The sequence below is a fragment of the Photobacterium jeanii genome, from assembly GCF_001650345.1.
Taxonomy (GTDB): Bacteria; Pseudomonadota; Gammaproteobacteria; order Enterobacterales; family Vibrionaceae; genus Photobacterium; species Photobacterium jeanii.
The window spans coordinates 331,840-351,247 of sequence record NZ_LVHF01000029.1 but is presented as its reverse complement, the minus strand read 5'-3'; the positions used below and the strand labels follow the sequence as shown (position 1 = coordinate 351,247).

Sequence of the window (19,408 nt, the reverse complement as noted above, 5' to 3'; positions counted from 1 at the left end):
GAGCGATCTCACAGTGAGGAGCTATTACCGGCTTTCAAATGTTTTCATCTTTGCTTATTTGATCGGTTGTCACATTTCATAGTGTTTCATTATTAGTTTTTGTTGGCATTTTTAGACTTGTGTGCTTTCGATTTTAGTTTGGGATGACTTTCGAGAGTGATATTTTGCATGTATTTTAAAAGATCATATGCTGCATTGTTGGTTATTTGAACTCTGTTGTTTTTCGGTTTGTAGCTTTTGTTAGGGTGCTTATGCCAATAACGAAAATAAACGGAGATAAAAATGATAAAACCTTCCACATTGAGCGTGCTGCTTTCTTTAACCTTAGCGTCGACGTCGAATTGGGTTTATGCCGATCAATCCCTTAGTGGTGTTACGACAATATCCTCATCCCAGCCTGTAATTCAGGCTGTTACTGCTGATGTTGCACAAGAATTTCAGCGATTACGTACTCGTTGGGCACAGAATTTCTTAGGTGACCCGAATGCCCCTTTTGATGCAACGCTACAAAAAATGGTAGTAAGCACGAACAACAGTGCACAAAAACAATGGACTGCAATGAATACTGGTCCGAATCGCCAAAACCTATGGGATGATTTGGTACTTGATAAAGTGACGCCAGATGGTCAGAAAAAGCTGGGAGCCGCAATTCGTTCTTCTTATCAGCGTTTATTTACTATGGCGAAAGCTTATCGCCTTCGTAATGGAGCATTGGCGGGGAATACCCATCTATTGGCCGCTATTGTTGATGGTATGACATTCCTTAACCAAAACTACTATCAAGTTGGTGGTAAAGAATGGGGGAATTGGTGGCATTGGGAGCTTGCTATTCCACGAGATATTCATAATACGCTTTCTTTGATTTATGACGATGTACCAGCGCAATTAGTAACAGATCATTTAGCAGCAACAAGTTATTTTACCCCTAAAGCAACCCATCTTGGTGTTGGGCCGGGTGCGAAATATTCGTCAAATCCGAGATACCGTGAATCAACTGGCGGTAATAGAACTGATAATACTCAAGTTGTGTTGATCCGCGGTATTCTGTCGAATAATGAAGCGGAAGTGAATGCGGCAATTAGTGGTTTGCCACCTGTATTGGAGTATGTCACGAGCCATGATGGTTTCTATCAGGACGGTTCTTTTATTCAACACGGTGATATTGCTTACAACGGTACTTACGGTAACGTGTTGTTGGGGGGACTAGGGTTACAGATAAACCTAATGGCGGGTTCAAAGTGGCCTGCCAATGATCCTGCATTGCAAGAAATCTATCCGATCATTGTCAAAAGTTATGAACCACTCTTGTACCAAGGCATGATGCTGGATTTTGTGAATGGGCGTGCAATTTCACGTAATAGCGAACAAGACCACGATGTTGGTCATCATGTAATGAGCTCTATTCTTTACTATATCGATGGGGCGCCAGTGCAATACAAAGCGCGTCTTCAATCATTGATTAAAGCTTTGATCCAAGAAGATACTTATAAAGACTTTTTTGCGTCGCCATCAAATATTGCGAATTACCAAAAAGCGCAGGCGATAGTACAAAGCAGTTCAGTGACGCCACGCTCTGAATTGATTGGGCATTATAATTTCCCAGCTATGGATCGCTCCGTGCATCGTCGCCCTGGCTGGGTGTTTGCGTTAGCTATGCATTCAAGCCGTCTGGGTAATTTTGAGTGCATGAATCGTGAAAACCGTAAGGGGTGGTTTACTGGTGATGGTATGACGTACCTGTATAACGGACAACAAGATCATTATGAAGATTATTGGCCTGTTGTGGATAGCCAGTATTTAGCGGGTACCACTGTCGATAATCAAGTCATGCAAGAGTGCAAAGGTCAACGCAACCAGATTAAAGGTGGGCGTAAATCTAGTATGCATTGGGTAGGATCCGTCAAACTTGGTAATTATGGCGCTGCGGGTATGGCATTTACCAACTGGGATGACACGCTTTCAGCTAAGAAGTCTTGGTTTATGCTTGATGATGAAGTCGTGATGCTAGGTTCAGATTTAGTATCGTCGACAGCTGCACCTCTGACGACGGTATTAACCAATCGAAAAGTTGCGTCTAAAGGCAGTACCAGTGTGTGGGTTAATGGCGCTGCATGGAGTGGAAACAGCGGTGCTGTGACAGGTGTAAGTTCGCTAAGTATTCGTAACAACCAATTGGCAAATAGCGATCTAAGTTATGTCTTTTTTAATCCGACGACTGTTGCGATGAAGCGTGAACAGCGTCAGGGTAATTGGTCTGATATTGGTACCCGTAAAGGTGCTGTTACTGGTGAGTTTATTACAGCGCTATTGGAGCATGGTAATAGCCAAAGTCAGTATGCGTATGTGTTGTTACCTAATGCTAATACTCAGCAAACTGCGAGTTATACGAAGAATCCAATGCTGACGGTGGTGAAAAATGATGCTTTTGCCCATGCGATTCTAGATAAGAAGCTAGATTTGCTCGCGGTGAATGCATGGCAAGATGCTGAAGTAACAATTACTGATCAATTGACCGTGTTTAATCCGATGTCTGTGATGATACAACCTGCTGCTCAAGCGACTCAGCAAGTGGCAATTGCCGATCCAACTCAACAACAAACAAGCTTGCGCTTGAAATTTGCTCGTCCAGTAAATGTGGTGAACGATCCACAAAACCGTGTTCAAGTGAATGGCCTACATGAAGTAGTGGTTGACGTTAGTGGGTTAAAAGGGCTGAGTTACCAATTCTCTGTACGATAAACTGTGTATTTGAGACCGATAGTGGGTGCTATCGGTCTTTCTTCTTTACATTAACTTTTGTTCTTTAGTTAGTGTTTTAGCTTTCATTTACGCCTATCAATATCTTTCATTTTCGCTTTATATCGACATTTAGCTTTTCCCTGGCTTTCAAATTCTTTTGATATGGTCTTTATTGTGACTTTTGTCATTTTATCTTTACGATTTCTTTCGTATTATTTTCAAACTTCTTCGATTTAGAGAAATGGTGTCAAGATGAAGCCTACACAGCAAGCCCGTTTTCATATGATGGCAAAACCTGCGAGTTATCGTTGTAACTTAAAGTGTGACTATTGCTTCTATCTTGAAAAAGAAACCATGCTCGATAACGGTGAGGCTACGCCTGCGGGTATGTCATCTGATCGTATGTCGGATGGGATGCTAAAGCGGTATGTGCGTGATTACATTCGATCTCAAGATGCCGATACCATCGACTTTGCGTGGCAAGGTGGTGAGCCAACACTGGCGGGATTGGCATTTTATGAATCCGTTGTGAAATACCAAGCGCAGTATGCCAACGGTAAAACCATTACCAACAGTTTTCAAACCAATGCCATTGCGATTAATCGCCAATGGGCGGCATTTTTTAAGCAGCACAACTTTTTGATTGGGGTATCGATTGATGGTGTAGCGGAAGTACACGATCAGTATCGTATTTCGGTAAACGGAAGACCAACCTTTGAACGTGTTAAGCAAGCGATTGATTTACTCAAAGAGTATCAGGTTGAATTCAATACCCTCACGGTGATTAACGATAAGAACTGGCACCGTGGGAAAGAGACTTATCACGCACTCAAACAACTGGGTGCCGAGTTTATGCAGTTCATTCCTATCGTTGAAGTTGAGCCTAGTTGTCAAAGCGCCGATAGCGGCCATTACACACCAACGCCGACAGCAACATTAGCCCCATTCTCTGTGCCCGCAGACGGTTATGGTCAGTTCATGACTGACGTGTTTGATGAGTGGGTGAAAGAAGATGTTGGACGTATTTTTGTTCGGATGTTCGACAGTATTCTCGCCACTTGGATGGGGTATCCAGCGTCTGTGTGCGTGCAATCCAAAGAGTGTGGTCAAGCCATGATCTTGGAAGCGAACGGCGATATGTATTCTTGCGACCATTATGTCTATCCCGCCAATAAGCTGGGCAATATTGCGACGACAAATATCGCAGCATTAGCAACCAGCAAGCAACAACAGCGCTTTGGTAAAGCGAAACACAGCAAATTAACGACCCAGTGCCAGCAATGTGATGTTCATGCGCTTTGCTATGGCGGCTGCCCAAAACATCGTATTACGCCTATCTCAGGTGAGAAACATAAGCAGAATTACTTATGTTCCTCCTATCAACGTATTTTTCATCATACAGCACCGGCAATGCACCTAATGAGTCAAGAGATCCAACGTGGTGGTGTCGCAGCGAGCGTAATGCCGATTCTTAAAAATTTAAAGCATAGCGAACAACCTCGTTAGTTTTACTCGGATACAAATCAACAGTTATATCCCAAATAAAGGAGTGGAGAATGGATCTGTTACTGCCGAAAAAAACCATACTTGCTGGTTTTGTTGCGGCTGCTTGTACACTTACTCCGGCGCTGAGTCAGGCCGCAGAGAAAGTGGAACAGCCCAATGTGTTATTGATCGTGATGGATGATTTAGGTTCAGCGCAGCTGGATTTTGCGATGGATAACATCAATAAAGAAGAGTTGGTTAAACGTCCGGTACCTGAACGTTACGATGGCAATTTTGATCAGCTTTATGATGCCGCTAAGCGCTCGATGCCAAATATCACTAAGTTGGCGAATGAAGGCGTGCGTATGACAAACGCCTATGTGGCGACACCAGTTTGTGGCCCTTCACGGGCGGGGATGATGACAGGGCGCTTCCCACATAGCTTTGGTACCTATAGTAATGACGACGCTAAATTGGGTATCCCACTCGATATCAAATTGTTGCCTGCGCTAATGAATGAAAATGGTTACGCAACGGCCAATATTGGTAAGTACCACAACGCCAAAGTTCGCAAAGAGTTCATTCCGAAAGATGAACAAAGTCGTGACTATCACGACAATCAAATCTCGATCGCCGAGCCAGGCTATGGTCCTGAAGAGCGAGGGTTTGATTACTCTTACAGTTACTACGTTTCTGGTGCCGCGCTTTACAACTCGCCAACGGTATTTCGTAACGGAGAAAACATTCCAGCGCCGGGCTACCTTACTTATAACCTGACCAATGAGGCTATCCAGTTTATTGAAAAAGCGGATAAAGAAAAGCAACCTTTCTTTATCAACTTAGCCTTTAGTGTGCCGCATATTCCATTGGAACAGCCAGCGCCAGCAAAATTCATGGAGCGCTTTAATACTGGTAATGTTGAAGTCGATAAATACTATGCCCATGTGAATGCGTCGGATGAAGGCATCGGCAAAATCATCGCTAAACTGAAAGAAATGGGTGAGTACGAGAACACCTTGATTTTCTTCCTTTCAGATAACGGTGCCGTGCATGAATCACCAATGCCAATGAACGGTATGGATCGCGCATTTAAAGGCCAGCGTTACCGTGGCGGGGTGCATGTTCCGTTTATTGCTCATTGGAAAGGGCATCTTCCAGAAGGCCGTTCAGACAATACGATGATTTCTGCGATGGATATTCTGCCAACTGCACTGGCTGCTGCTGGCATTAAGATCCCGACAGAAATGAAAGTGGACGGTAAAGATATTATGCCGCTGCTAAAAGGGAAACCACAGCAGCCTCACCCATACCTGTACTGGGCAGGTCCACGCGCACTGCACTACGATTCAAGCAATGCTGATTTTTGGAGTAACTACTGGAAATGGATCACTTTTGAAACCAATGAATTCATTCCAAGCCCTTACATTGAAAAGCATTCGAAAGGGGAGTGGGCGATTAAAGATCAAAACTGGTCGTTGCATTATTACGATGATGGCAAAGGTGAGTATGAGCTTTATAACTACGCCAAAGATCCAGCGGAGTCTAAGAACTTAGCGAAGCAGTATCCAGAAAAAGTGAAAGAGCTAAAAATGGCTTTTTACGATTGGATCAAAACCAAGCCAGCACCTATTGCGTGGGGGCAAGATCGCTATCAGATATTGACTGACTCAGCGAAGTAATCACACCCACCACAGGCCTCTTAGGAGGCCTTTTTTATCTTTATAGCCGAATTAATACGATAAATTACCAAGAGATTGACCATGTCTAAGATCATTACTGCGACGCCTCGTCCAACGATTCCTTATGAACACCCCGACGCGGCGATGTATATGAAGTTATTCAAAGAAAATATCATCCGATTACGTCACCGTAAATCTGCATATCAACAGCATGATGACACCATTCGTCAGTGTTTCGCTAACGAGGAAGCTTCGCTTCGAACTTTATGCGAAAGTCTAGTGAGTTACACCGCAGAAGCGTTTGAACATTATGCGGTTTGGGATTACAGCCATGCGTATTATCCGGGACGCCCAAGCCAACAGACAGCCCGTACCGATGCTATTGAAGGAGTCAGCCGAGTGCTGCCGACACTGGCAACTTGGTTGTATACCCAAGACAGTGATGCGCCACAATTAACGGGGTTAAATGGTAAACCTATTGATGTGGTTGGCATTATTCGTTCTGCGCTACTTGCTGGTACAGATCCTCACCATAAAGGGTACTGGGGCAAGTTGCATGATTATGATCAGCGGATTTGTGAAAGCGCTGACTTAGCGCTCACGCTTTGGTTAACTAAGTCCTATATCTGGCAACACCTCAACCCTAAACAGCAGCTTCAAATTACAACTTGGTTCGAACAAGTTCCGCCGCTGAAAACACTTGATAATAACTGGCAGCTTTTCACGTTAACCGTGAGTTTCGTTTTAAAAGATCTTACGGGTAAAGACTGGGTAGATGCGGCTAAGTACGACAGGATCAAAGAGTTTTATGTAGGTGATGGTTGGTTTCGTGATGGCGCCAATGGCAATTACGATTATTACAATGTGTGGGGGTTCTTCTATTCATTGTATTGGATCGATCAGATAGATCCTGACTATGACCCGCAATTTATTCGTCAAGCGATGTCTGAGTTTGTGGCGGGTTATCGTTACTTCTTTACTCCTCAAGGTTTGCCATTGTTTGGGCGTAGCGCTTGCTACCGTTTATCTGCTGCTGTGCCTCTACTGGCGGCGGTAGATTATCAATCCGATGCCATCACAATCGGGCAGGCCAAGCGAGCGTTTAAGACCAACCTTCAATATTTCATTTCGAATGGCGCACTTAAGTCGGGGGCGCCCACCCAAGGGGTTTTCGAAGATGATGGTCGCCTCGTCGATAACTATAGTGGCCCCGCCAGTAGTTTTTGGTCGCTGAGGGCGTTGAACCTTGCGTTATATATGGGTGGACGAACAGGTTTATGGCAAGCCGAAGAGCAACCATTGGAGATCGAAAAGGGGGATTTTGATTTTCGTCTACCTGCGATTGACGCGCATGTGATTGGTACTTTCAAAACGAAAGAGGTGACAGTGCTTTTCACGACTGATTATACCCAAGATCAAACGCCGTTATCTCGCCGTTTATTGCGTCAGAGCTTGCCTAATAAGGTGTTGGAGGTGATATCAGGACGTGCATTACGACCAAAAAACAACCTATTACGCAAAGGGATCACCTGTTATACATCGAAAATGTCTCATTTCTTTTAGTTTCGTAAGTTTTCACTTTGAAAGCGCAGTGTGATCTTGATCTATTTACTTTCTTTGTTTTTCGAATAAGATTAAATCGAAAGTTAACGAAGGTCTTTTGGGGTTTTATATGTTTTTGGTTTCATCGCGAGAAATGCTTCATAAAGCGCAGTTAGGCGGTTACGCCGTGCCTGCATTCAATATTCATAACTTAGAAACGGTACAGGTAGTCGTGGAAACGGCAGCAGAAATGCAGTCGCCAGTGATTTTGGCTGGCACACCGGGCACCTTTGCTTATGCGGGTACTGATTATTTAGTGGGGATCTGTAAAGAAGCGGCAAAGCGTTATGAAATGCCAATTGCTTTACACCTTGATCACCATGAGTCGTATTCAGACATTCGTCAAAAAATAGAGGCGGGTATTAAGTCTGCCATGATTGATGGCTCTCACCTTCCATTTGAACAAAACATCGAGTTAGTGAAACAAGTTGTGGCTTTTTGTCACCGCTGGGATTGTTCGGTTGAAGCTGAACTGGGTCGCTTAGGTGGACAAGAAGACGATCTGATCGTTGATAGCAAAGATGCGTTATTTACCGATCCAGATAACGCGATTGAGTTCATTGAAAAAACAGGGGTTGATTCGTTAGCGATTGCCATTGGCACCGCGCATGGCATGTATAAAGAAGAGCCGTGTTTAGATTTTGATCGCCTTGGCATTATTCGTAGCAAAACCGACGTGCCATTAGTACTTCATGGTGCATCGGGTGTGCCTGATCAAGATGTTCGCCGCTGTATTGAATTGGGTATCACCAAAGTTAACGTTGCAACTGAGCTTAAAATTGCTTTCTCTGATGCGGTTAAACAGTATTTCTTAGACAACCCTACTGCAAACGATCCTCGTCACTACATTGTTCCGGGAAAGGCAGCAATGAAACAAGTGGTCATCGATAAAATTCGAGTGTGTGGCAGCGAAGGCAAACTGTAACCCTGCTGGTCAAAACACTCCCAAATGCTCCTGGCTATGAATATTGGTGTTCCCCCATAACTAATACCATAGCCTTTTTTATTTTGATTCTTTAGGGCGAAAAATGGTGAAAAATTCACAGCCAACTCCCCACAAAAAAATAGCCATCATTGGCGAATGTATGATTGAGCTGAGTGGTAAACCATTTGAAACTCAATCCCAACATTTTGGCGGTGATACTCTCAACACCGCAGTGTACCTTTCTCGACTTAGTCACGATTTAACACCTTTTTACGTTACTGCATTAGGTAGCGATAGCTACAGTCAGCAAATGCAAGCCATGTGGCAACAGGAAGGGATTGATACTTCTTTGGTACTGACAACCGAAGATAAGTTACCGGGTCTTTACGCCATTCAAATTGATGACTTTGGTGAGCGCAGTTTTCATTACTGGCGAAATGATTCTGCAGCGCGTTATTTGTGCGAACACAGTGGCTTTTTTGCTGTGGTTGAACAGCTTAAATCCATGGATCTTATTTATTTGTCGGGTATCTCGTTAGCGATTTTGTCCGATGAAGGAAAAGCCATATTGCTTGAGGCACTGCGCAAGGTTAAGCAGTGCGGAGTGACTATTGCTGTGGATTCCAACTATCGCCCACGTTTATGGGAAAGCGCCTCTATTGCTAAGCAATGGTTAGATCAGCTCTACCAACTGAGTGATATTGCCTTAGTGACTGGGGATGATGAAGACTTGTTGCTCGGACAAAGCAATACGCCATCAGTGCAAATTGCAGAGCGCCTTCACAAGCTGGGGATTGCGCAAGTTGTGGTGAAATTAGGTGCCGACGGTGCCATGTGGTCGACTCATACAGGGCATGGCGTTGTCGCTGGAAACGGTGTTGAGCAAGTGGTCGACACAACGGCGGCGGGCGATTCATTTAACGGGGCTTATTTAGCGGCTTGGTGTCGCGGTATGGAGATGGCGGAGTCGTGCTATTGGGGAAATCAGTTAGCTGCTCAAGTGATTCAATTTAAAGGCGCCATTATTCCTGCTAAAGAAATCAATCATATAACTACAGCGATGAGTGAAGAAAATGAAAACTAATACATGGATAGATGCGCTACGTGATTTACGTGTGATGCCTGTTATTCAAATTGAAAATGCGAATGATGCAGTGCCGTTAGCAAAAGTGCTGGTGGAAAATGGCCTTCCTGCCGCTGAAATTACGTTTCGAACTCAAGCCGCAGCCCAAGCGATTGCCAATATTCGTGCGGCATACCCAGAAATCACCTTGTGTGCGGGTACTGTACTAACACCAGAACAGGCTGATGCAGCAATTGCCGCTGGCGCAGATTTTGTCGTAAGCCCGGGCTTTAATCCGACCACAGTTAAATACTGTTTAGATAACGACATTAAAATCATTCCTGGGGTTAATAACCCTAGCCAAGTTGAGCAAGCGCTTGAAATGGGCGTTCAAGCGATGAAGTTTTTCCCTGCCGAAGCCTCAGGTGGGATCAGCATGCTGAAATCACTCACTGGCCCTTATGGCAATATTCAATTAATGCCAACGGGTGGGGTAAAGCCAACTAACTTGATGGATTATCTTGCTATTTCACAAGTGTTTGCCTGTGGCGGTACATGGATTGCACCAACAGCGGCAATTGCAGCGAATGACTGGCAAAGCATTGCGACTAATGTGCGTGAAACTTGTAAGTTGCTAGACCAAAGCCCTAACCAGAGCCAAAGCTAATAGGAGTGATGACAATGGGAAAACATGTAGCTGTGCTATTGGCCGATGGCTTTGAAGAAGGTGAAGCGGTGGTATTTATCGATATCATGCGCCGCCTCGATATTAAAGTGGATGTGTTGTCGTGCATGGAAACCACGGCGCTGCAAACCTACTTTGAAACACGGATCAGTGCCGATGACACCTTAGCGAATAAATGTCACCACACTTATGATGCGGTGATGATGCCGGGTGGGCCAAAGGGTACAGATAACCTTTCCGCTAACCCTATGGTGATTGAGTTTTTACAACGCCACATTGCCGCTGATAAATACATTTGCGCGCTATGTTCATCGGGCGCAAAAGTGCTTGCAGCACACAACTTGTTACAGGGACGTAACTACACCACAGGTGGTGGTCTTGAGAAGAAATTTGCAGACGGTCATTTTGTGGATCAGAAAGTGGTGATTGACGGTAAATTTATTAGCGGTAAAGGGCTTGGCGTTAGCTTTGAGTTTGCTTTTACCGTGGCAAAAGCACTACTTACGGATGACCCTCAAAAAGTCGATTGGCAAGCAAGCCATATTTATTTTGAGCATTGGTAAATCAGTAAGTTCTACATTTCTGTTTTCTTGTTGTCCAATTTGCCAGTAGCTTAGCGCTGGGTTATTTGAAGAGGCATAGCAAAATATGCCTCTTCTTTTTTATTACAAGCTGATCACTTCTTTCTGGTTATGATAGATACCAATCAAATCATGCATGGTACCGATACGGCCAACCGCCAGTTTGTCTTTGATACCGAAAAAGTCTAAGCAGGTACCACAAACGATGATCTCGGTGCCTTTCTCTTCTAACTTTTGTAGCGCGGCAAGGGCATCAGCCCCTTCAACACAAAGTTTTGCGGCTGTATTCATGAAGAAAATAGAGGCTGGAGCTTGTTCGTAGTCAGAGCTGACATTAAAGAACGCGTTCATCAGTTTGTGACCAATCACATCGTCACCTTTGCCTAAGGTGTCTGAACCTACCACATAAGATTTTTGCTTCATGACTTGTTCAGCGGCAAAGCTAGCAATGATGGTTTGCCCTTCTTCTGCTTGAAGCACTTCACAGCTAGCACCGTGTTCGGCAAGGGCTTTCAGTAGTGCTGTCGTGTTTTCTTGCTCTGAGCTTTGAATTTCCAAAGATGCGTGCTTTTCTGCGGTTAACGCTTGTTCTAGCAGCGTAAGCGCTTGATCGAGTTGGATACCGCGAACATCAATCTTGTTGTGCATAGTGTTTCACTCCATCGATAAGTTGTCTGGTGTAAATATGTGAGAAGGCTACGGTCAGCAGCTCCAGCTTGTTGGCTAAGTCTTGGCAGTCACAGTTTTCAAGTAAGAGGCAAAAGCCGCATTGTGAGCTGATTGCTCTTGGCGCTGAAATAAGGCGTGAAGCCATTCCAGCTTTCTTCAAGGCACTTTCTGCTTTGAGCGCAAAATGACTTGAGGTGAAGGTCACGATGTAATCCATCGCTGTTACTGCTGACGCTGTCATATTGTTTCCTGTTACTGATTTTGCGATACGGTTTGGTGGCCAATAATGGCGGCGCCCAGTGCGCCTGTCAGTTGAGGGTGACAAGGCGCAGTAATGGTGGGATCGCCGACCTGCTCGCGAATGGCTTCAAGAACACCTGGGTTTTGTGCCACTCCGCCAGTGAAGACGATTTGTCCTTGGAAACCAATTTTGCGCCCAAGTGAAACCACACGCTTGGCGACTGATTTGAACACCCCACGTAAGATCACCTCGGCAGGAATGCCTTTGTGCAATAGCCCTATAATTTCAGACTCGGCAAAAACGGCACACATGGAAGAGATTTCGCAGGTTTCATTGCTTGATAAAGCCGCTTGACCGATTTCGTCGATCGGCATGTTCAAGGTATGCGCTACCATTTCAATGAATTTGCCTGTGCCTGCTGCGCAGCGATCGTTCATTACAAAGTCTGCCACTTTACCTTGTTGAGATACTTGCACCACTTTGGAGTCTTGACCGCCAATATCAATGATGGTGCTCGCTTCAGGGCACAGAAAAGCAACGCCAGCGGTATGACAAATAATTTCTGACGAGGCTTTATCTGCCAGCTCGAAATAGTTTCGCCCGTAGCCTGTTGCTATGGTCATTGCGACATCTGAGCGGGTTAAATGGTTAGCCGCCAGTAAGTCGAGAAAGGTGCGTTCTGTATTTTCTTGCGGGGCTGACCCGCTCAATGTAACGGCGGAGTCGAGAACCTTTTCGCCATCAAAAAGAACCACTTTGATAGTGCGTGAGCCGATATCGACGCCACATGTGATCATTGTGTTAGCTCCAATAGGGTTTGTACGCGAACTTTGAGTTGTTCACGGTCTGAACTTGAGTAATCGGTTTCTACTTTCATGTAAGGTAGCCCTAGCTCATTACGCACGAAGTCGTGGATTAATACCGACTCGACGTTGTAGGTGTGGCAGGCTTGCCAAACCAAATCGATCACGGCATCAGCCTGATAATCACGCGCTAGGGTTTGTAGCATGTCTTCACGTTTCTTATTTGGCGTCATGCATGAGCATGGAATATTGAAGTGTTTGCGAGCAATGGCTTCAAGAGGATCGCCTTGTTCAGACACTTCTTCGTACACGCCTTTAATGCCAGAGCAGGCTTCTTGAACAACGACGACACCGCCACATTCTTCGATGATCTCTATGAGTTTTTCAGTGCCGTGTCCGGTTGGACAACCCGTCAGCAAGATGCGAGGGGCATGCGTAGGGGCGGCTTGATAGCCTTGCTCAACCCTTTCCTGTGCCATGGCTAGGAAGTGTTTCATCTGCTCTAAGTGCTGTTGGAAACCAGCAACGCGGTAGCGAGTTTGAGCAACTTCATAGCCAGAAACGATAGCGGGTTTGTGTTTACCTAACTCTTGAATAGCCAAGATCAGGCGGCGCTCTTCGTTCATCGCTTTGATCGCATCACGTAGCTTTTGCTCTGTGATTTTGAGCTGAAAGGTTTGTTCAAGCTTTTCTTTAAGCTCTTCAACTTCGGTTAACCAATGCTGGAAGGCGCGTTCTTCATCTTGCTTTTGGGTAAGCTCAAGTACGTGCATGTTTTTATCGCGTGATAGCACTTCGTACATTTTCTTTTTGCCATCACAAGTGGTTTCAGCAACCAAAAGATCAGAGTCGTTGAGCAGTGGACAACCACCTGTGAGCGCATAGCCAAATGAGGATTTGATCATTGGGCACAGGTTGGCAGGAAGCACTGTTTCAGCATGGCTGATGGTGTTTTGACTGGTGCCACACAAACAAATTGGCACTGCATCAGCAGCGAGGATTAAATCCCGTGGGGTGAATTCACAATAAAAGCCAACAATACCGCGTCCTGCGGCTTTTTGTTCCGAAACATAGCGAATTTCATCGGAAATCGCGCTCTTGAAGTAGTCAAGTGCAGCGTTATCAGGGCTTTGAGAAGCCGGTGTTTGTACCGCAGTATTGCTCATTGCCATCGTTGCATTCCTTTTTGTTAAAGGTTTTTATCTATTTGATTTTTAACAAGTATGATAAGCCGCACTGTTAGGTGAACACCTCCAGTACTGGAATATCATGATCCGTATCTCTCTAAGTCGTCGTTATCAACGACGCGCGTTTCGTTAGTCGGGGATGACTATGACTAAATGGGTTATTCAGCGATTTGCTTGATCACCGCGATCACTTGGTCGATATCTTTGGCGGTGGTAAATGCGCCGACACTTAAGCGAACGGTGCCATTAGGAAAAGTCCCCATGGTTTTATGGGAAGCGGGTGAACAGTGCAGTCCTGTACGACAGTAAATTTCGTGGTCATAAGCAAGCGCTTCATCGACTTCACCATTGTCTTTACCTTCGATGATCAGTGAAACCACACCCACACGTGGCATATCGGCTGTAGGACCAAACAGTTTTACAGCTGGAATGGCACTTAAGCCTTCGAGTAGCTGCTGTGTGAGTTGTTTTTCATGCTGGTGGATAGCGGCGACACCTTGTTGCTCAAGCCAGCAAAGACCTGCATTTAAGCCTGCGATACCGGGTAGGTTAGGGGTGCCACTTTCAAGTGCATCGGGTAGAAAATCTGGTTGTGTTTCCAGCTCAGAGTTACTGCCAGTGCCACCTGTAATGAGAGGCGTAATGCCTGCATTCTGTGCTTGTTCGCTAAGAATTAAACCGCCAATTCCCATCGGTCCAAGCAGTCCTTTATGACCAGTGAATGCTAGAAAATCGATATTACTTTTCACCATATCAATGGTAATACAGCCTGCTGTTTGTGCTGTATCAACCAGAAATAAGCAGTTTTGTTCGCGACATAGTCTGCCGATATCCTCGATTGGCTGTAGGGTGCCAAAGGTATTGGAGGCATGGTTAATCGCAATCAGCTTGGTGGCAGGTGTAATGCTGGTAGCAATGTCTTCGACATTAATGCGCCCCGTCTCTGAGTCGCAAGCAACAACGGTAATAGTAATGCCATCTTGCTCAAGCTGGCGTAATGGTCGCATCATGGCATTGTGTTCCATGCTGCTGACGATGACGTTGTCTCCGGCTTTTAATAAGCCTTTTAGTGCCAAGTTGAGTGATTCGGTGATATTACCGGTGAAAACGGCTTGAGCGTTTTCTTCTGCATTAAAAAAGCTCAGTAATCTTTCGCGGGTTTCAAAGATAAGTCGCGCCCCATCGTTAGCAAGTGGATGACTTGCACGCCCGGGATTAGCACAGCCTTGACTGATGAAGTGGGTCATCGCATCAACAACGGAAGCGGGTTTAGGGTTACTAGTGGCTGCGTGATCAAGGTAAATCATGGCTACTCTCTTATCTAACACCGAATACGTTTCCCGCGTACGGGACAGTGCCGCCGACTTAAGGAGGCGATGACTATAGTCTTGATTTACATAGAGAGTTTCAGTGAAGCAAGTCTCATATCAATAAGAAACAAAGGCGAATAACGGCAGTAAGATGTAATAAATCATGATGATGTTTTGAGTTTGTTGCAGTTAATTATCTCTCGTCACAAGCTGATAAAAATTGATGTGATGTATTTACTTGTGACAGTCAAACTCCGCGAGTGGAAGGGAAGCTAAATGGAAGTGAGATAATGACTTGAGGCTGGCAGCGTTGAGGTTGGCAGAGCTTTCTCCATTATTTCGAGATCCCATATTTCGCCATTGAAGTTACGAGTCCCTGATTCGACTTTTGTGGTGACGAAACCCAGTGAGTGGTAACAACGTTTTGCTGGGGTATTTTGCGAAAAAACAGCGAGGCTTAGTTTGTTAGCACCGAATTCAGCACAAGCCTTGTGGATGGCGAGATCAATTAGTTTGTGCGAATAGCCCTGTCCACGAAACGGAGCGGAGATAAACACACGACATAATCGAAACTCACCACCACCTTGGCGAAAAAGCTCAATATAGCCTGCATTACGACCATCAACTTGGCAAAGATAAGGAATCACTTCCTTTTGTTTGTAGTGGTCAATGATTTGCGCCTCGGTGAGTGGAAATTGAAAAACAGGACCACTCCATAAATAGTTAAGCTGAGGCGAATCGATCCATTTGATCAGCTGAGCTATGTCAGCTTTTGAAAAAGGTGTTAGTTCCATCTAAATCATCTCTGTGTCGAGCTAAATCGCGCGTAAATCAGGGTAGTCGAGGCGCTTAAGTTTATAGACTACATGATGAATGTCTTGCTGGATCAGGGCATGGATCAAAGTATTGCGATCGGAGAGGCTGATCACCCACCGTCCTTCATGTTTGAAACGCTCTACCAGTGCATTGGCAATATTACGAATAATGGGATCACTATGATGGCAGCCGAAATCAAGTGTCATCCAAGCGCCCACTTTTAAGGCAAGGGCGTAGAGGATGTCGCTATTTTCGTAAATGACCCAGTCTATATTGGTGCTACTGCTTAGACTGTGAGAGGCAATTTTTTGGATTGGGTGTACATGCTGATTAAAGACACGCTTAGCTGCATGAACACCGAAGACTTGTGGTGAGTCTTGTTCGCATAACCATTGGGTTAACGTTGCGATACCTTCAAAGTAGCAGTTGGCAATCACGGTATTGAGTGACCATTGTTGGCTGTCTTCATCTGTTGGATCAAATTGCCCACTCTGTTCAAGTAGAGTGCGTTTCTGCTGGTATTTGTGTTCGCTTGAGGTGTGTTGATTTTGGCGGGTGATCACTAAATGGATCAACTGGTGAAGCCAAATGGAGTATTGCGTCTGCTCTATTGGGTTTAGCTGCTGAACCTGATAACGCTGGCAGATGGCACTGAGTAACAAATGTGAAGAAATAGATAGTGTGACTTCATTGCTTGTTGTTGATTCACTTTTTAATTCAGTGAGTTTCAGCGGAATGTCTTGGCAGAGATCATTACATATTCCAATCTTAAAATAGGTCTGATTGCTGATCAGTTCGGGCGCAATGGCACGCACTGTATTGAGTGCCGAGCGAAAGTCCATTTCGATAATATTTGCCAAATAATTATTGTCGCTAGCAAAGCAATGTTGAGGTAACTGGTTTTTAAGCGCACGTAATTCGTTTAGTAAAAACTTGTGCGTCATTGGCGTGTGGCTGCTAATAGCGATTTGAGGTGATATGGCATTGGCAGGCTGTGTTTGAGCGCCTTGAGGTGTGCAGGTACGTATACTGCGAGTGATAGTCGCTTTCATAAGCACCTCCTTGTATAAAATCCTATTTTCTCTAAGCATAGCTTAGATTCTCGGCATTAAAGTCAGGGTAAATGTGTTTTTGTGGCGCATCAATCACTTGGGCGTAACTGAATATGTGCTTTTATGCGTACTTGCCTTATTTTATGTTGTTAGATGTCTTAAAAGTTAGCTTAGCAATACTAACTTACTGATAGGTAGTGACTAATCCAAATATCTTTATTGATGGTTTTGTCAGTGTTTTGTCAAAAGAGCGCTGATTGAGCTGGTGAATATTGCATCGATTTTCTTAACTCTTATAGTGATTCGCACAAAAGATAGACAGTTTTCACCATTTATTAGTCTGTAAGCACCAGGCTTAATAGTCTTTTTGTTGGCTAATTAATGGTTAAATTCATAAATATATTGGATGTACCTATGCGAATATTTTCATTATTGTTACTAACAGCATTAACAGTCACTGGTTGCGGCGGATCAGGATCGTCTTCCGATAACTCCGGTGGTTTCAATGGTGATAATACTGGGAATTCAGGTAGCGGCGGTAATGGTGTCGATGATGGCGGTAATACCGGCGGCGGCTCTGGCGGTGATACCGGTGGCGGCTCTGGTGGTGATACCGGTGGTGGTTCAGGCGGTGGCGTAACACCAGATCCAAACGATGGCACTTTTGCTGAGCAAATGCTAACTGCAGTAAATGCTGCCCGTGCTGTAGGCCGTAATTGTGGTACAACATTTTACCCGGCAGCAGCTCCGCTAACTTGGGATACTAAGCTTGAAGATGCTGCGAGAGTTCACTCAGGCAATATGGCGAACTATAACTTCTTTAGCCATACCGGCCTAGACGGAAAAGGCGTTTCACAACGTGTGGATGATCAAGGTTATTCTTGGAGCGCAGTAGCAGAGAATATTGCAGCAGGTCAGCAAACTATCGATATCGTGATGTCAAAATGGCTAGACAGCCCAGGGCATTGTAAGAACATCATGAATAGCAATTACACCCAAATGGGCGCAGCTTCAGAAACCAATGCAAGCTCTCAATATAATATTTATTGGACTCAAGTGTTCGCTCGTCCACGTTAAAACTGATTTTTCACAGTCATATTGCACTATTCAAAACAACGCCAAGTCACTTTGTGACTTGGCGTTTTTGTTTGAGTAAGGCAGTTCAATAATCGAATTCTGTTTGATAGGGTTTAAGCATTAGGTTAACGCTTAGCGATGATATCGTTCTTCGCTTGAATGACAGCGACTTTGCCATCGGTAAAGTAATGGCTTTCTTTGCTGTATGCCTTTGGGGTTAGTAAGTCATGCCACATGACTTGCCAACCTTTGTTATGGCTTTGGGTTGCAAAACGGTCACGCTCTTCATCAACGTTAGGGTCTATAGCGTGAAGAATAGTGACTATGCCTTGATAATGAGCGACTTTAAGCTTGTTATCGTAACTGATAGCACCGACCCACAATGGTTGTTGCGAATCTTCATCGAAGCCTGCGTACCACCAACGGATATGACTACGTTTTAACAAATCCCCTTTGAGCTGATAAGCCGACCATTGTGGCTGTTGATCCCAATAAAGATCAGATACGGGTGGTTGCTGAATTTCGATTAAATCAAGATAGTTATCTAGCGTGATTTTATCTTTTGAAAACGTTTTGTTTTTTTGCCAGCCCAAGTCAGTCATCAGGTTATTGGGATTGTTGCCTAAATAAATCACATTAATGGGTTGTGCTTGGTATACAGGCGCAAGCCCAGGGTAGATCTCAAACGGCAAGTCACGGTAATCAGTGATAGTGCCGAGTTGTTGCCATTTCTGTTTAGTGTATGGCTGTTTAGTGTATGGTTGCTTAGTGTTTGGGTACTCGCTCGTTGCCGCATGGCTTTGACTGATAAATGCGGTATCTATTTGATGGCTATTAATAAAGAAGTGGACGTAATTCATCGCACTCAAGCCAACCAGCCATACGCCTAATATTTTGAACCATTTCGCTTTATGTTGGCGGTAAAACCAAACACTTGCTGCGCCACATATAGTCAGGGTTGTGAATAACAACCAATGCTCTTGAACAAATAGCCAAATGCTATCGGCATTGGGTAATAAGCTAATGCCATGACCCATCATCGCGCCTGCAAAGATGAATTGACCGACTCCCAATGTCACACCAACAAGGGAGCATGCGCTGAATTTCCACCATGTCATGCGATAGCTACCCGCCAAGAAAGGCATCACCCAAGCAATGGGACCGAGTAAGCGAGCGGCAACCACAATCACCATGCCGTATTTTTTGAGGGCAAGCTTGGCTTTGGCGGTGGCGCGGCGTGTTTTGGGGAAACGACGACGTAATTGACGTTGCCCTTTACTGCCCATGGTTTGCCCAATCGCGAAGCTGAGTTGGTCACCTATAATGGCGCCGATTATCACGGCAATCACCCCTGTCATTATCCCTTGATTGAGCTGAAAACCCGCAGCAAGGAAGAAGGGTTCACCCGGTACCACTAGGTTAGGGCCAATTAGTGCGTCCATAAAGCTACCAACAAATAGCCACCACCAAGAAAAGTCCATATTGCTTGCCTTA

17 protein-coding genes are annotated in these 19,408 nt (G+C 44.9%); 9 read left to right on the top strand and 8 right to left on the bottom strand.

The features are described 5' to 3' along the window. Nucleotides 1-282 precede the first annotated feature (282 nt). The 8 genes from A3K86_RS16340 to A3K86_RS16305 all read left to right on the top strand — a co-directional run bounded on the left by A3K86_RS16340 (nucleotide 283) and on the right by A3K86_RS16305 (nucleotide 10,741). On the top strand, nucleotides 283-2,739 hold the full coding sequence (locus A3K86_RS16340; protein ID WP_084406657.1) for a polysaccharide lyase 8 family protein: 2,457 nt from the start codon (nucleotides 283-285) through the stop codon (nucleotides 2,737-2,739). Between the two features lie 252 nt (nucleotides 2,740-2,991). Then, the gene (locus A3K86_RS16335) at nucleotides 2,992-4,245 is read left to right on the top strand and encodes an anaerobic sulfatase maturase (RefSeq protein WP_068333510.1); all 1,254 of its coding nucleotides are present in this window, start codon (nucleotides 2,992-2,994) and stop codon (nucleotides 4,243-4,245) included. A 50-nt stretch (nucleotides 4,246-4,295) separates the two neighbouring features. Then, the gene (locus A3K86_RS16330; RefSeq protein ID WP_068333507.1) at nucleotides 4,296-5,903 is read left to right on the top strand and encodes a sulfatase family protein; all 1,608 of its coding nucleotides are present in this window, start codon (nucleotides 4,296-4,298) and stop codon (nucleotides 5,901-5,903) included. An 81-nt stretch (nucleotides 5,904-5,984) separates the two neighbouring features. Next, entirely contained in the window at nucleotides 5,985-7,466 is a 1,482-nt protein-coding gene (locus tag A3K86_RS16325; RefSeq protein WP_068333503.1) for a DUF2264 domain-containing protein, read from the top strand. Nucleotides 7,467-7,575: 109 nt separating this feature from the next. Beyond that, on the top strand, nucleotides 7,576-8,430 hold the full coding sequence (locus A3K86_RS16320) for a tagatose bisphosphate family class II aldolase (RefSeq protein WP_068333500.1): 855 nt from the start codon (nucleotides 7,576-7,578) through the stop codon (nucleotides 8,428-8,430). A gap of 103 nt (nucleotides 8,431-8,533) precedes the next feature. Further along, nucleotides 8,534-9,514, top strand: coding sequence for a sugar kinase (locus tag A3K86_RS16315; RefSeq protein ID WP_068333497.1), 981 nt, complete (start codon nucleotides 8,534-8,536; stop codon nucleotides 9,512-9,514). Next, nucleotides 9,504-10,160, top strand: coding sequence for a bifunctional 4-hydroxy-2-oxoglutarate aldolase/2-dehydro-3-deoxy-phosphogluconate aldolase (locus A3K86_RS16310; protein WP_068333494.1), 657 nt, complete (start codon nucleotides 9,504-9,506; stop codon nucleotides 10,158-10,160). Before A3K86_RS16315 ends, A3K86_RS16310 begins: the two co-directional genes overlap by 11 nt. Before the next feature lie 8 nt (nucleotides 10,161-10,168). After that, complete coding sequence (locus A3K86_RS16305; RefSeq protein ID WP_068333490.1) at nucleotides 10,169-10,741, top strand: DJ-1/PfpI family protein; 573 nt, start codon at nucleotides 10,169-10,171, stop codon at nucleotides 10,739-10,741. Between the two features lie 102 nt (nucleotides 10,742-10,843). On the opposite strand, the gene yedF is transcribed toward A3K86_RS16305, so the two are convergent. The 7 genes from yedF to A3K86_RS16270 all read right to left on the bottom strand — a co-directional run bounded on the left by yedF (nucleotide 10,844) and on the right by A3K86_RS16270 (nucleotide 16,837). Next, on the bottom strand, nucleotides 10,844-11,407 hold the full coding sequence (gene yedF / locus A3K86_RS16300) for a sulfurtransferase-like selenium metabolism protein YedF (RefSeq protein ID WP_068333487.1): 564 nt from the start codon (nucleotides 11,405-11,407) through the stop codon (nucleotides 10,844-10,846). After that, the gene (locus tag A3K86_RS16295; protein WP_068333484.1) at nucleotides 11,391-11,669 is read right to left on the bottom strand and encodes a DUF3343 domain-containing protein; all 279 of its coding nucleotides are present in this window, start codon (nucleotides 11,667-11,669) and stop codon (nucleotides 11,391-11,393) included. Before A3K86_RS16295 ends, yedF begins: the two co-directional genes overlap by 17 nt. 11 nt (nucleotides 11,670-11,680) lie before the next feature. Next, entirely contained in the window at nucleotides 11,681-12,466 is a 786-nt protein-coding gene (locus tag A3K86_RS16290) for an acyl-CoA dehydratase activase (RefSeq protein ID WP_068333481.1), read from the bottom strand. After that, entirely contained in the window at nucleotides 12,463-13,644 is a 1,182-nt protein-coding gene (locus A3K86_RS16285; RefSeq protein WP_084406656.1) for a double-cubane-cluster-containing anaerobic reductase, read from the bottom strand. Before A3K86_RS16285 ends, A3K86_RS16290 begins: the two co-directional genes overlap by 4 nt. 173 nt (nucleotides 13,645-13,817) lie before the next feature. Beyond that, on the bottom strand, nucleotides 13,818-14,966 hold the full coding sequence (locus A3K86_RS16280; protein ID WP_068333478.1) for an aminotransferase class V-fold PLP-dependent enzyme: 1,149 nt from the start codon (nucleotides 14,964-14,966) through the stop codon (nucleotides 13,818-13,820). Between the two features lie 275 nt (nucleotides 14,967-15,241). Then, complete coding sequence (locus tag A3K86_RS16275) at nucleotides 15,242-15,763, bottom strand: GNAT family N-acetyltransferase (protein ID WP_068333475.1); 522 nt, start codon at nucleotides 15,761-15,763, stop codon at nucleotides 15,242-15,244. Nucleotides 15,764-15,784: 21 nt separating this feature from the next. Beyond that, nucleotides 15,785-16,837, bottom strand: coding sequence for a hypothetical protein (locus A3K86_RS16270; protein ID WP_068333471.1), 1,053 nt, complete (start codon nucleotides 16,835-16,837; stop codon nucleotides 15,785-15,787). 414 nt (nucleotides 16,838-17,251) lie between these two features. On the opposite strand from A3K86_RS16270, the gene A3K86_RS16265 reads away from it, so the two are divergent. Beyond that, nucleotides 17,252-17,914, top strand: a complete 663-nt coding sequence (locus tag A3K86_RS16265; RefSeq protein WP_068333468.1) for a CAP domain-containing protein — start codon at nucleotides 17,252-17,254, stop codon at nucleotides 17,912-17,914. A gap of 125 nt (nucleotides 17,915-18,039) precedes the next feature. Here A3K86_RS16265 and A3K86_RS16260 read toward each other — a convergent pair whose 3' ends face one another. Next, nucleotides 18,040-19,395 (bottom strand): LssY C-terminal domain-containing protein, encoded by a 1,356-nt coding sequence (locus A3K86_RS16260; RefSeq protein ID WP_068333465.1) that lies wholly within the window; start codon nucleotides 19,393-19,395, stop codon nucleotides 18,040-18,042. Nucleotides 19,396-19,408: the final 13 nt, after the last annotated feature.